The sequence below is a fragment of the Piscinibacter sp. XHJ-5 genome (genome assembly GCF_029855045.1).
GTDB lineage: Bacteria > Pseudomonadota > Gammaproteobacteria > Burkholderiales > Burkholderiaceae_C > Albitalea.
In genome coordinates this window covers 4,467,980-4,481,530 of sequence record NZ_CP123228.1, presented here as the reverse complement: position 1 = coordinate 4,481,530, position 13,551 = coordinate 4,467,980, and the positions used below count along the sequence as shown (strand labels likewise).

The 13,551-nt window shown below is 69.8% G+C and carries 11 protein-coding genes; 8 read left to right on the top strand and 3 right to left on the bottom strand.

Annotation, left to right across the window (positions count from 1 at the left end; translation table 11 throughout):
* The first annotated feature begins 7 nt into the window (after nucleotides 1-7).
* The 4 genes from P7V53_RS21155 (at nucleotide 8) to boxA (ending at nucleotide 5,440) form a co-directional block, all read left to right on the top strand.
* A complete protein-coding gene (locus tag P7V53_RS21155; RefSeq protein ID WP_280151488.1) occupies nucleotides 8-913 on the top strand; it encodes a helix-turn-helix transcriptional regulator in 906 nt (301 codons plus the stop codon).
* 125 nt (nucleotides 914-1,038) lie between these two features.
* Nucleotides 1,039-2,700 carry a 2,3-epoxybenzoyl-CoA dihydrolase gene (gene boxC / locus P7V53_RS21150; protein ID WP_280151487.1) on the top strand — a complete coding sequence of 554 codons (1,662 nt, stop codon included), beginning with the start codon at nucleotides 1,039-1,041 and terminating at the stop codon, nucleotides 2,698-2,700.
* Between the two features lie 18 nt (nucleotides 2,701-2,718).
* A complete protein-coding gene (boxB, locus tag P7V53_RS21145) occupies nucleotides 2,719-4,146 on the top strand; it encodes a benzoyl-CoA 2,3-epoxidase subunit BoxB (protein ID WP_280151486.1) in 1,428 nt (475 codons plus the stop codon).
* 25 nt (nucleotides 4,147-4,171) lie between these two features.
* Entirely contained in the window at nucleotides 4,172-5,440 is a 1,269-nt protein-coding gene (gene boxA, locus P7V53_RS21140; protein WP_280151485.1) for a benzoyl-CoA 2,3-epoxidase subunit BoxA, read from the top strand.
* A 72-nt stretch (nucleotides 5,441-5,512) separates the two neighbouring features.
* Here boxA and P7V53_RS21135 read toward each other — a convergent pair whose 3' ends face one another.
* A complete protein-coding gene (locus P7V53_RS21135; RefSeq protein ID WP_280151484.1) occupies nucleotides 5,513-6,391 on the bottom strand; it encodes a DUF3365 domain-containing protein in 879 nt (292 codons plus the stop codon).
* Nucleotides 6,392-6,547: 156 nt separating this feature from the next.
* Between P7V53_RS21135 and P7V53_RS21130 the strand changes: the two genes are divergently transcribed.
* Nucleotides 6,548-9,106 (top strand): protein kinase, encoded by a 2,559-nt coding sequence (locus P7V53_RS21130; protein WP_280151483.1) that lies wholly within the window; start codon nucleotides 6,548-6,550, stop codon nucleotides 9,104-9,106.
* Between the two features lie 82 nt (nucleotides 9,107-9,188).
* Here the strand turns inward: P7V53_RS21130 and P7V53_RS21125 are convergent, their stop codons facing one another.
* Complete coding sequence (locus P7V53_RS21125; protein WP_280151482.1) at nucleotides 9,189-9,947, bottom strand: carbonic anhydrase family protein; 759 nt, start codon at nucleotides 9,945-9,947, stop codon at nucleotides 9,189-9,191.
* Between the two features lie 246 nt (nucleotides 9,948-10,193).
* Here P7V53_RS21125 and P7V53_RS21120 point away from each other — a divergent pair, with 246 nt between their 5' ends.
* Genes P7V53_RS21120 through P7V53_RS21110 form a run of 3 tightly spaced genes read left to right on the top strand, consistent with a single transcriptional unit; the run spans nucleotide 10,194 to nucleotide 13,068 of the window.
* On the top strand, nucleotides 10,194-11,267 hold the full coding sequence (locus P7V53_RS21120) for an NAD/NADP-dependent octopine/nopaline dehydrogenase family protein (protein WP_280151481.1): 1,074 nt from the start codon (nucleotides 10,194-10,196) through the stop codon (nucleotides 11,265-11,267).
* Nucleotides 11,268-11,269: 2 nt separating this feature from the next.
* The gene (locus tag P7V53_RS21115) at nucleotides 11,270-12,256 is read left to right on the top strand and encodes a 3-hydroxybutyryl-CoA dehydrogenase (RefSeq protein WP_280151480.1); all 987 of its coding nucleotides are present in this window, start codon (nucleotides 11,270-11,272) and stop codon (nucleotides 12,254-12,256) included.
* Nucleotides 12,253-13,068 (top strand): alpha/beta fold hydrolase, encoded by an 816-nt coding sequence (locus P7V53_RS21110; protein ID WP_280151479.1) that lies wholly within the window; start codon nucleotides 12,253-12,255, stop codon nucleotides 13,066-13,068. Before P7V53_RS21115 ends, P7V53_RS21110 begins: the two co-directional genes overlap by 4 nt.
* Here the strand turns inward: P7V53_RS21110 and P7V53_RS21105 are convergent, their stop codons facing one another.
* On the bottom strand, nucleotides 13,069-13,548 hold the full coding sequence (locus P7V53_RS21105) for a MarR family transcriptional regulator (RefSeq protein ID WP_280151478.1): 480 nt from the start codon (nucleotides 13,546-13,548) through the stop codon (nucleotides 13,069-13,071).
* Nucleotides 13,549-13,551: the final 3 nt, after the last annotated feature.

The following is a 13,551-nucleotide window of genomic DNA, read 5'->3' as shown; positions in this document are numbered from 1 at the left end:
GCACCTCTTGAACGATCGAAACCTGGCCGCCGACCTGGAGATCGAGGAGCGCAGCCCGCTGCTGGTCGCATTCGGCGAGCGCCTGCGCACGCTGCGCTCGCGGCGCGGCCTCACGCGCAAGGCGGTCGCGCAGGCCGCCGATGTCTCGGAGCGCTACCTCGCGAACCTGGAGCACGGCACCGGCAATCCGTCGCTGCTCATCCTCGACCAGATCGCGCGGGCGCTGCAGTGCCCGGTGGCCGAGCTGATCGGCGACGTCACCACCGGGTCGGCCGAGTGGCTGCTGATCCGCGAGCTGCTCGAGCACCGCGGCGAGGCGGATCTGCGGCGCGCCCGCCTGGCCATCGGCGAGACGGTCGGCACCGGCGGCGACCGCCGCGCCAAGAGCCGCCGCATCGCGCTGATCGGCCTGCGCGGTGCCGGCAAGTCCACCCTGGGCCACATGCTGGCCGACGACCTCAACGTGCCGTTCATCGAGCTGAGCGCCGAGATCGAGCGCGTCGCCGGCTACAGCATCCGGGAGATCCAGGACCTGTACGGCCCGACCGCCTACCGCCGCTACGAGCGCCGGGCGCTGGAGGAGGTGCTGCAGATCTACCCGGACCTCGTGCTGGCGACGCCCGGCGGGCTGGTGTCGGAGCCGGCCACCTTCAACGAGCTGCTGAGCCACTGCACCACCGTCTGGCTGCAGGCAGATCCGGAGGATCACATGGGGCGGGTCGCCGGCCAGGGCGACCTGCGGCCGATGGCGGCCAGCCACGAGGCGATGGAGGACCTGCGCCGCATCCTGGCCGGCCGGGCCGCCTTCTACTCCAAGGCCGACCTGACGCTGGACACCAGCCGGCAGCCGCTGGACGAAACCTATGTCCTCCTGCGGGCCGGCGTGCGGCAGGCCATCGGCTTGCCGGTTTGAGGATCACACTGGAGCCTCGTCTTCCGTTGACATGAACTTTTGTGCATGTTTGTGTTGATTCTCATCAAAGAGTGCACTATGATGCATTGACCGCTGACGCAACATAGTTCCTACTGGAGACCCCCGTGACCGATCCCAGCCCCCGCGTTGACTACCGCACCGATCCTTCCTCCTACCGGCACTGGAAGCTCAGTGTCGAAGGCGATGTCGCCCGGCTGGCGCTGGACATCGCCGAGGACGGCGGCCTGCGTCCCGGCTACAAGCTCAAGCTCAACAGCTACGACCTCGGGGTCGACATCGAGCTGCACGATGCGCTCAATCGCATCCGCTTCGAGCACCCGGGCGTGCGCTCGGTGATCGTCACCAGCATGAAGGACCGCATCTTCTGCTCGGGCGCCAACATCTTCATGCTTGGCCTGTCGAGCCACGCGTGGAAGGTGAACTTCTGCAAGTTCACCAACGAGACCCGCAACGGCATCGAGGACTCGTCCAGGCACTCCGGCCTCAAGTTCATCGCCGCGGTCAACGGCGCCTGCGCGGGCGGCGGCTACGAGCTCGCGCTCGCCTGCGACGACATCGTGCTGGTCGACGACCGCTCCTCCTCGGTCTCGCTGCCCGAGGTGCCGCTGCTGGGCGTGCTGCCGGGCACCGGCGGCCTCACGCGGGTCACCGACAAGCGCCGCGTGCGCCATGACCTCGCCGACATCTTCTGCACCAGCGTCGAAGGCGTGCGCGGCCAGCGCGCCGTCGAATGGCGCCTGGTCGACGCGGCGGTGAAGCCGGCGCAGTTCGGCGCCTTCGTGCAGGAGCGCGCGAAGCGGCTGGCGGCCGGCAGCGACCGTCCCGCCGGCGCCCAGGGCGTGGCGCTGCCGCGCATCGAGCGCGAAGAGACGGCCGACGGCCTGCGCTACGAACATGTCCGCGTCGACATCGACCGCGCCCGGCGAACGGCGACGTTCACGGTGAAGGCGCCCGCCGCTGCGCAGCCCGCCGACATCGCCGGCATCGAGGCCGCCGGCGCGTCGTGGTGGCCGCTCGCGATGGCGCGCCAGCTCGACGACGCCATCCTGTCCATGCGCACCAACGAGCTCGACATCGGCACCTGGCTGCTGAAGACCGAAGGCGATGCCGCCGCGGTGCTGGCCGCCGATGCGACCCTGCTGGCGCATCGCGCGCACTGGTTCGTGCGCGAGACGATAGGTGCCCTGCGCCGCACCTTCGCGCGGCTCGACGTGTCGTCGCGCAGCTTGTTCGCGCTGGTCGAGCCGGGCTCGTGCTTCGCCGGCACGCTGGCCGAGCTGGCCTTCGCCGCGGACCGCGCCTACATGCTCGCGCTGCCCGACGAGCCCGAGCGGGCGCCGCGGCTCACGCTGGGCGAGATGAACTTCGGCGCGCTGCCGCTGGTGACCGACCAGTCGCGGCTGGCGCGCCGCTTCTACGAGGAAGAGGGGCCGCTCGAGGCCGCGCGCGCGGCCGCCGGCAAGCCGCTGGACGCCGACGAGGCGCACGCGCTCGGCCTGGTCACCGCCGCCCCCGACGACATCGACTGGGACGACGAGATCCGCATCGCCATCGAGGAGCGCGCCAGCATGTCGCCCGATGCGCTCACCGGCATGGAGGCCAACCTGCGCTTCGCCGGCAAGGAGAACATGGCCACCCGCATCTTCGGACGCCTCACGGCCTGGCAGAACTGGATCTTCCAGCGGCCCAACGCCGTGGGCGAGAAGGGTGCCCTCAAGGTCTACGGCAAGGGCGAGAAGGCCCAGTTCGATCTCCATCGCGTTTGACGCCAACAGGATTTGCTCATGTCCACCATCAACTACAGCGAGAAGATTCCCAACAACGTCAACCTGAGCGAGGACCGCACGCTGCAGCGCGCGCTCGAGCAGTGGCAGCCCAACTTCATCCAGTGGTGGGACGACGTCGGCCCCGAGGGCTCGACGAACTTCGACGTCTACCTGCGCACGGCGGTCAGCGTCGACCCGCAGGGCTGGGCCCAGTTCGGCTACGTGAAGATGCGCGACTACCGCTGGGGCATCTTCCTGAACCCCGGTGACGCCAACCGCCAGGTCCATTTCGGCGACCACAAGGGCGAGAAGGTGTGGCAGGACGTGCCCGGCGAGCACCGCGCCAACCTGCGGCGCATCATCGTCACCCAAGGCGACACGGAGCCCGCGTCGGTGGAGCAGCAGCGCCACCTGGGCCTCACCGCGCCCAGCCAGTACGACCTGCGCAATCTGTTCCAGGTGAACGTGGAGGAGGGCCGGCACCTGTGGGCCATGGTGTACCTGCTGCACCGCTTCTTCGGCCGCGACGGCCGCGAGGAGGCCGAGGCGCTGCTCGATCGGCGCTCCGGCGACGAGAACAACCCGCGCATCCTCGGCGCGTTCAACGAGAAGACGCCGGACTGGCTCAGCTTCTTCATGTTCACCTACTTCACCGACCGCGACGGCAAGTTCCAGCTGTCGGCGCTGGCCGAGAGCAGCTTCGATCCGCTCGCGCGCACGACGAAGTTCATGCTGACCGAGGAAGCCCACCACATGTTCGTCGGCGAGTCGGGCGTGTCGCGCGTGATCGCTCGCACCTGCCAGGTGATGAACGAGCTGAAGACCGACGACGTCGCCCGCATCCGCGCCGCCGGCGTCATCGACCTGCCGACCCTTCAGCGCTACCTCAACTTCCACTACAGCGTGACCATCGACCTGTTCGGCGCCGACCAGTCGAGCAACGCCGCCACTTTCTACAGCTCGGGCCTCAAGGGACGCTACGAGGAGGGCAAGCGCAGCGACGACCATGTGCTGAAGGGCCAGACCTACAAGGTGCTCGAGGTGCAGGGCGGGCAGCTGGTCGAGAAGGACGTGCCCATGCTCAATGCGCTCAACGAGGTGCTGCGCGACGACTTCATCAAGGACTCGGTGGCCGGCGTGGAGCGCTGGAACAAGGTGATCGAGAAGGCGGGCCTGCCGTACCGGCTGAAGGTGCCGCACAAGGCCTTCCACCGCAACATCGGCGCGCTCGCCGGCATCAAGATGTCGCCCGACGGCCGCGTCGTCAGCGAGGCCGAATGGGACGCGAAGAAGGACGAGTGGCTGCCGACCGCCGAGGACCGCGCCTTCGTCGCCTCGCTGATGGGCCGCGTCGTCGATCCCGGCAAGTTCGCGAACTGGATCGCGCCGCCGGTGATGGGCATCAACCGCCAGCCGGTCGACTTCGAGTACGTGCGCTTCAACTGACCCCGCAGGAGCATCGGAGAACGCCATGGACATGGCCGCCGGCATCACGGTCATCAAGCAGCACCTGATCGACCCGGAGATCTGCATTCGCTGCAACACCTGCGAATCGATCTGCCCGGTGCAGGCGATCACGCACGACTCGCGCAACTACGTCGTGGATGCCGAGAAGTGCAATTCCTGCATGGACTGCATCTCGCCCTGCCCGACAGGGTCGATCGACAACTGGCGCACCGTGCCCAAGACCAGGGCGTACAGCCTCGAGGAGCAGCTCGGCTGGGATTCGCTGCCCCCGGAGGTGCCGCTGCCCGAGGCGGGCGAGGTGCCCGAGGGCCAGCCGCAGGCGGCGCCCCAGCCGGTGCCGCCGACGCAGCTGGAGGCTTCGGAGGTGCCCTTCGTCGCCTCCGCCTGGGGCTCCACGGTGCCGCCCTGGTCGGCCGCGCATGCGTACACCAACCTGTACGGCCCGAAGACGGGCCCGACCACGGCCACCGTCGTCGGCAACTTCCGCGTGACCGAGGTCGGCACCGAGTACGACACCCACCACATCGTGCTCGACTTCGGCGCCATGCCGTTTCCGGTGCTCGAGGGGCAGTCGATCGCCGTCATCCCGCCGGGACTCGATGCGTCCGGCAAGCCGCACTACGCGCGGCAGTACTCGATCGCCAGCCCGCGCAACGGCGAGCGGCCCGGCTACAACAACGTGTCGCTGACGATCAAGCGCGTGCTGGAGGACCATCAGGGCCGGCCGGTGCGCGGCGTCGCGTCCAACTACATGTGCGACCTCAAGGTCGGCGACAAGGTGCAGGTGATCGGCCCCTTCGGCACCTCGTTCCTGATGCCCAACCATCCACGGTCCAACATCGTGATGATCTGCACCGGCACGGGCAGCGCGCCGATGCGCGCCATGACCGAGTGGCGCCGGCGCCTGCGGCAGAGCGGCAAGTTCGAAGGCGGCAAGCTCATGCTGTTCTTCGGGGCGCGCACGCGCGAGGAGCTGCCCTACTTCGGGCCGCTGCAAAGCCTGCCCAAGGACTTCATCGACATCAACCTCGCGTTCTCGCGCACGGCGGGAAGCCCCAAGCGCTACGTCCAGGACCTGATGCGCGAGCGCGCCGCCGACCTCGTCGAGCTGCTGCGCAACGACAACACCTATCTCTACGTCTGCGGGCTCAAGAGCATGGAAGAGGGTGTCGTGATGGCCCTGCGCGACGTCGCCGAGGACGCCGGGCTGTCGTGGGAAACCGTGGGCGCGGCGCTCAAGCGGGAAGGGCGGCTCCATCTGGAGACGTATTGAGTTTGCCCCCTCTCCCGCTCGCGGGAGAGGGCCGGGGTGAGGGTGGGCGCGGCAAAGCGAGCAAGACTTCTGTCAAGCCTCGAGCATCTTCATCGCCTGCACCAGGCTGCGCCGCATCCGCGACAGGGCCATCGCGAGCGAGCCGATCTCGTCGCGGCTGCCGGCGACGAAGTCGGCCGTGTCGACCGCGCCCAGGCTGATCTGGTCGGCCAGCGCGGACAGGCGAGTCACCGGGCGGATGAACATCCACCAGAGCAGCAGGTTCAGCGCCAGCGCGAGGGCCAGCAGCACGCCCATCACCGAAAGCATGAAGACCCGGAACGTCTCCTCGGCGCGCGCCAGCGCGAAGGAGACGGGCACCTGGATGATCTGTGCGCCGATGATCTCGCCCACCTTCCAGCCGAAGCCGCCGGCGGGCCCGTATTTCGCGATCATCGTCGGCGGGGCGACCTCGGCGGTGTCGTGGCAGCGCAGGCAGGCCGCGCCGGCCTTGAGCGGCTTGGCGAGGAACAGCATGCGGCCGTTCGGCGTGTCGCGCTCGCCGAACAGCGGCGGCGCGGCCGTGCCGTTGCGAAAGGCGCTGACCACGTCGTTCTCCCAGTCGACCGCCTTGTTCGCCGGGTTGGTGGGATTCAACGTCGCCTCGCGGTAGAGGAACTGCTTGTACTCGGGGTTCGCGTCGCGCAGGTTCTTCAGCACCTCGTGCGCCGAGAACGCCGAGACCATCTCCGGGCGGAACTCGTACCGGATCTGCGTCTCGAGCAGCGGCGCGACGTTGCGGCTCGTGTACTCGCGCACCGCCAGCGCACTGTCGATCAGCAGCTTGGCGTTCGCGTAGACCTCCTCGCGCGCGTTGCGCTGCAGCAGTTCGCGCGAGATCTGGGCGGTGGCCGCAATGCCGATCGCGAACAGCACGATCAGCACGAGGTTGAACTTGACGAGCAGCTTCATGGCGGGCGTCCCTTCGAGAAGGTCTGCGGCCGGGGTGATTTCCAGCCGCCTCTCCAAGGTAAGAGCGAAAAACAGGGGAAGAACCCGACATGCAGCTTGACGCTGGCGTCGCGGGTGCGCTCGAATGCATCGGATGGACGCCTGGACGGAGCGCCGGTGAAGCTTTCGACGCAGCAGCTGGTGCGCATGACCCGCCTGCTCGACGACGTCGTCGATCTCGACGAGGGGGACCGGCGCGCCTGGCTGCGGGCGTTGCCCGAGGAGCACCGCGACCTCGAGCCCGCGCTGCAGCGCGCGCTGTTCGCGCAGGAGGGCGATGCGGTCCTGGACGCCGCAGCGTGCGTGCTGCAGGACATCATCGCCGCCGGCCGCCTGCAGGCCGGCGCACGGGTGGGGCCGTACCGGCTGCTGAGGCCGCTGGGGCGCGGCGGCATGGCGGAGGTGTGGCTGGCAGAGCGCGCCGACGGCGCCTTCAGGCGCGAAGTCGCGCTGAAGATGCCGGTTCGCCTCGAAGGACGAGAAGACCTGGCGCGGCGCTTCGCCGTCGAGCGCGACATCCTGGCCGCGCTGGAACATGCGCATATCGCGCGCTTCTACGACGCCGGGGTGAGCCAGGACGGAACGCCGTACTTCGCGCTCGAATACGTCGCGGGCGAGACGCTGCTCCAGTGGGCCGACGAGCGGCGGCTGTCCATCCGTGCGCGCATCGAGCTGTTCCTTCAGGTGCTGGAGGCGGTGCAGTTCGCCCACGACAAGGGCGTGCTGCATCGCGACATCAAGCCGTCGAACATCCTGGTCACCGACGCCGGCCAGGTGAAGCTGCTGGACTTCGGCGTCGCCCGGCTGGTGGAGCGCCCGGGGGAAGCCGAGCTCACCCAGCCGTACGGGCGGGCGCTCACGCCGGGCTATGCAAGCCCCGAGCAGCTCAGAGGCGAGCGCGTCGATGCGGCGAGCGACGTGTACTCGCTCGGGATGGTGCTGTGCGAGCTGCTGACGGGACGCCGGCCGGCCGAGCGCAGCACGCGCGCCCTCGGAGGGGACCTCGAGGCCATCGTCGCCAAGGCGCTCGCCGCGCAGCCCGCGCAACGCTATGCCGGCGCCGCGGCGCTGGCGCAGGACCTGCGCCGGCACCTCGCCGGCGAGGCCGTTCATGCACGCGGTCCGTCGCCGCTCTACCGGGCCGGCAAGTTCCTGCAGCGCCACCGGGCCGGCGCGGGGCTCGCCCTCGCGGTATCGCTTTCGTTCGCTGTCGGTCTGGTGCTGGTGCAGCGTCCGCAGGCGCCGACGCTGCCGGCGGTGGCGCTGGCCGGCGCACCGACGCCGGCGCCCGCGTCGGCCGAAGGCAAGTCCATCGCGGTGCTGCCCTTCGCCGACCTCAGCGAGAGCCAGGACCAGGCGTACTTCTCCGACGGACTGTCCGAGGAGCTCATCGACCGCCTGACGCACAGCCCGAACCTGCGAGTGATCGCGCGCACGTCCTCGTTCGCGCTCAAGGGCACGAAGGACGACGTGCGCTCGATCGCCGCCCGTCTCGGCGTCGCCTTCCTGCTGCAGGGCAGCGTGCGCAAGAGCGGCACGAGGGTGCGCATCGCGGCCCAGCTCGTGCGCGCCTCGGACGGGAGCCAGATGTGGTCACAGACCTACGACCGCCAGCTGGAGGATGTCTTCCGCATCCAGGACGAGATCGCGGGCACGGTGGCCCTCGCCCTCGAGTCCGCGCTGGTCGGTCGCCCGGGCCATGCCGGCGCCCGGCTGCCGAACATCGAGGCCTACAACCTGGTGCTCCAGGGCGACGTCTATGCCAACGGTCCCTTCGAGCGCGATGCGCAGCGCGCCGAGGCGTCGTTCAAGAAGGCCATCGAGACCGATCCTGCCTACGCGCTGCCGTGGGTCAAGCTGGGCCTGCTGTACATGAGGCAGGCCCAGCTGTCGCGCATGGACCGCGATGAAGCCCATGCGCTGGCCCGCCAGGCGATAGACAGCGCCCTGCGGTTGGCGCCGGGCTCGATGGCCGCGCATGCGGCGCGGTTCCGCTATGCCGTGCGGGTCGATTACCGATGGGGCGACGCGCGCGCCGAGCTGGACCGCATGCGTGCCATCGATCTGCGCGACATGCTTCATCTGCCGGAGTGCGAAGCGACATTCGCCGGCGTCACCGGCCGGCTCGACGAGGCCATCCGGATCCAGCGGCAGATCGTCGAACGCGATCCGCTGAATGCATCGGCCATCGGCACGCTGGCGTCCTATCTGCTGCAGGGCGACCGCTTCGAGGAGTCGCTGGCGTTGCTGCGCCACGAACTGCAGATCAACCCGCACGCCGTCGGCAACCACGGCCTCATGGGCGTGAATCTCGCGCTGCTGGGACGAGGCGAGCAGGCCCTGGCGGCGATCGCCGAGGAGCGCCACGACGGGTACCGACTCTGGGCCGCGTCCATCGCCCACTGGACCCTGGGCCGGCGTGCCGATGCCGATGCCGCGCTGGCCGAGATGAAGCGCTACGCCGACGCGAATGCCTTCTACGTGGCGCAGCTCCATGCGATGCGAGGCGAGCGCAAGGCGGCGTTCGAATGGCTGAACCGGGCTTGTGCCGAGCACCAGAGCGGTTGCGAATCGCTCAAGATCGATCGGTTCTTTCGGCCGCTGCGCGACGATGCGCGTTATCGGGCGGTGCTGGGGAAGATGAAGCTCGAGAGCGACGCGCCTGCCACGCAGTGATGCGGTTCGCCCGCTGCTCGGCACGCCCCTCTCCCGCTCGTGGGAAAGGGGCAGGTGTGAGGGCGGCCGCGTGCGTGGCGCCTTACTGCGACACGCGCACCAGCCGGCCGTTCAGCGGCTGCACCGGGCGTGCATTCGACGAGTAGAGCTTGCGAAAGCCGCGGATCGCTTGGGGCGACACGGTGACCGGCTCCGTCAGCACCATCCACTGCACCTTCTCCGAGCAGGGCGGGGTCGTCAGCGAGCCTTCGAAGTCGTAGTAGCGGTGCCCGGCAGGCAGCAGCGCGGCGAGATCGAGCTCCAGGCCCTCGACGGTCAAGGTCTCGCCAGCCCGGGCCGGCAGATGCGACAGGACGGCCTCGAAGCCCGGGTTCGCCTTGCCCGGCTGGATGAGGGCGGCCACGACGGCCAGGCCGCCTTCGGCATCGCGGTGCACGAAGTGGGCGACCATCGCGCTCGCCTTGCCGTTCACGTGCTCCTCGCTGGGCGTGTGGAAGTGGAACTGCACGAGGTTGTAGGCATGCTCGCCGATGCGCAGCACCTGGCCGGGCGGCACGTTGACCTGGATGGTGTGCCCGTTGTTGACGATGGACGGCGCGACGCGGCCGTAGCTGAACTCGAGCGCGGGCAGCGCGGCCGGCGTTGCGTTGCGGATGTCGATCGGCGACTGCGTCTTCCCTTTGGCGCAGGCCTCGTAGGCCGAGTCGAGCGTGGCCCAGTGGGCGGCGCCATGGGTGCCGCGGTACTCCCAGTGCGCAGCGGCGGGAGAGGCGGCGAAGGAGGCGGCAGAGCACAGTGCAGCCGCAACGAGCAGACAGAAACGGGAAGGACGCAGGGTCATGGAATCCAGGCCAAGAAAGGGTTGAAAGGCGGCGCGCATTCGATGGGCGAAAGCTGAAGCCAGGCTGAAGCGCAAGCACACATGTGCACTGTTGCGCACATCGTCAGCGGCAACGCGGAGCCAGGCCACCGCAGAGGCAGCCGCCCGGCCACCAATTCATTGACAACTAAAGATATGAAAAGTAATGTATAGCTCATCCTGACACGGCGGCGCCTTGCGCGTCGTCCGCAACACGGTGCCATCCCCATGAAGATCGCTGTTCTCGGTGGCGGCCACGGCTGCTACGCCGCTGCTGCGGACCTGTCCGAAGCAGGCCACGAAGTGCGCCTGTGGCGCCGCGACGCGGCCGCGCTGCAGCCGGTGATCGACAGCCGCGCCATCGTGCTCAAGGACGCCGACGGATCGCGCGAGGTGCGCATCGCGCTCGCCACGGCCGACATCGGACAGGCGCTGAAGGACGTTCGCCTCGTCGTCATCCCGAGCCCGGCCGTCGCGCAGGCCGACATTGCCCGCGCGATGGCGCCGCACCTGGCGAGCGGCCAGGTCGTGTTCCTCGCGCCGGGAACCTTCGGCAGCTATGTCATGGCGCAGTCAGTGCGCGATGCGGGCCAGCGCGCCGACGTCGCCTGGGCGGAGACCGGCACCTTGCCCTACCTGGCGCGCAAGCACGGCGAGCGCGAGGTCAACGTCACGGTCCGCGCGGTGCGCCTGCCGACCGGCGTGTACCCGGGGCGGCGCGAGGCGGATGCGATCGCCGTCATCCGCGAGGCGTATCCCAGCGTGCACGGCTGCGGCGACGCGCTGTCGGGCGCGCTGATGAACGCCGGCCCCGTCATCCACCCGCCGCTGATGGTGATGAACGCCGCGCCGCTGCAGCACTTCGAGCGCTGGGACATCCACAACGAGGGCACGCAGCCCGCGGTGCGCGCGGTCACCGACCGCCTCGACCACGAACGCATCGCCGTGCGCGAGGCGCTCGGCTACGCGGCGCCGCACTACCCGCTGGCCGACCACTACCTCAACGACCGCTGGATGTACGGCGACGCGCACAAGAAGCTCGTCAAGTCGGGCGACTGGCGGGAGCACATCGACCTGCACACGCACCGCTACATCGTCGAGGACACCGAGCTCGGGCTGGCCTTTCTCGCCTCGGTGGCACGCTGGAGCGGCACCGACGCGCCGATCGCGCACGGGCTGCTTGCCATCGTCGGCGGCTTCCTCGGGCGCGACCTGCGGCGAGGTCCGCGCAGCCTCGAGGCGCTCGGCCTGGCGGCGCTGGACCGCGACAGCCTGCAGCGGCGCCTGCGCGAAGGCGCCTGACCATGGCCCGCTTCGCCGCCGTCGGTGCCGGACGCATGGGACGCGGCATCGCGATCGCCTTCGCGTATGCCGGCCACCGCATCGCACTGGTCGACCTGCGCCCTCGCTCGGCCGACGCCTGGCAGCGCCTGTGCGAAGACGCGCGCGGCGAGATCCGGTCCAGCCTCGACGGGCTGGCGCAGCTCGGCGCGTTCGCGCCGGAGCAGGTCGATGCCATCGCCGGCCGCGTCGAGCTCGTCGACGCCGCCGGCGCGCCCGCCGCGCTGGCCCGCGCGGAGCTGGTGTTCGAAGGCGTGCCGGAGACCCTGCAGGCCAAGCGCGAAGCGCTGGAGCAGCTCAGCCGGCACTGCAGCGACGACGCCATCCTCACGTCGACCACCAGCAGCATCCTGGTGACGCAGCTGGCGGCGCTGGTGCGGCGGCCGCAGCGCTTTCTCAACATGCACTGGCTCAACCCGGCATACGTGATCCCGGTGGTCGAGCTGAGCACGCACCCCGGCACCGATGCCGCGGTGGTGGCGCGCGCGCGTGCGCTGATGGAGGGCATCGGCAAGGTGCCGGTGATGTGCGGGCCGACGCCGGGCTACATCGTGCCGCGGCTGCAGGCGCTGGTCATGAACGAGGCGGCGCGCATGATCGAGGAGGGCGCGGCCACCGCCGAGGAGATCGACAAGGCGACGCGCTACGGCATGGGCCTGCGCTTCGCGGCGCTCGGCGTGGTGGAGTTCATCGACTTCGGAGGCAGCGACATCCTGCACCACGCGAGCCGCGAGATGTCGGCATCGATCGACGCACAGCGCTACACGGCGCCGGCCATCGTGGACCGCATGGTGGAGCAGGGCCGCCTGGGTGTGAAGAGCGGCAGCGGCTTCTACGACTACGCCGGGCGCGACATCGCGGCCTATCGCCGCGACGTGCTGGCGCGCACGCTGGGGATGCTGCGGCACGCCGGCCTGTGGCGCGCACCGGCCGAGGCGACACAGTCGTGACACCCATCCGGCGCCACTTCGCCGACCTGTCGATCGGACAGCTGCACTTCGCGAGCTGCGGCGATGCCGCGGCGCCCGTGGTCCTGCTGCTGCACCAGACGCCGCGCAGCTGGGCCGAATACCGCGAGGTGCTGCCGCTGCTCGGGCAGCGCTTTCGCGCCATCGCGATGGACACGCCCGGCTTCGGCGACTCGGCGCCTTTGCGCGAGCCGGCGAGCATCGAGGGGTGGGCCGCGGTCGCGGTGGAGCTGCTCGACGCCCTGTCGATCGCGCGGGCGCATGTGGTCGGCCATCACACCGGCGGCGTGATCGCGATGCACCTGGCTGCCGCGCATCCGGCGCGTGTCGCATCGGTGGTGCTTTCGTCGACGCCGTACACCGGCGAGGCGTTCCGACGCGCGCGCCGCGAGCGGCCCCCGATCGATGCGGTCGAGCCGAGCGCCGACGGCAGCCACCTCGCTGCGCTCTGGCAGCGCCGGCAGGGCTTCTATCCGCCGGGGCGTCCCGAGCTGCTCGAGGCTTTCGTGCGCGACGCGCTCAAGGTGTCAGGCGATGTGGAGGCCGGGCATCGCGCCGTGGCGGCGTACCGCATGGAGGATCACATCGATCGCGTGACGCAGCCGACGCTGCTGATCCGCGCCGACGGCGATCCGTTCGCATCGCCGCACGTGGGAGAGCTGCAGGCGCACATTCGCCATGCGCGCGTGGCGGTCATGGCCGAGGGGATGGTGCCGCTGCCGGATCAACTGCCGCGTGAGTTTTCGCGGACGGTGGCGACGTTTCTGGACGCCGGGGACAACGCCACCCCCTGATCACTCCTCGTCGTCCGCCGCTTCCGCCATCGAGCCCCGGTGCAACTCGATGATGCTGCGCAAGGTGGACTTCAGGTCCTCCGCCCGCTGCAGCCCGAAGGGCTCGAGCACCCGCTGCTCGTGTTCGCGGGCCAGCGGGATGAGGCGCGACACCATCCGGGTGCCGGTGGGCGTGATGCGCACCAGGGTGATGCGCCGGTCGCCGTCGTTCTCCACGCGCTGCACCAGACGCTTGGCTTCCATGCGGTCGAGCAGGCGCGTCACGGTGGGCTGCTTGATGGTGGTGATCTGCGCGAGCCGGCCGATGCTCAACGGGTCGTTGCCGGCCAGCGTGGCAAGCACCCGCCACTCCGACACGCTGAAGCCATTGGTGCGCACCACCAGATGGAACTCGCCGGAGATCAGCTGGCTCGCCTGGGCCAGCAGCGCGGGCAGGTAGTCGTCGACGAAGTGCGCGGATGCGCGGCGGGCATTGCTCATCGG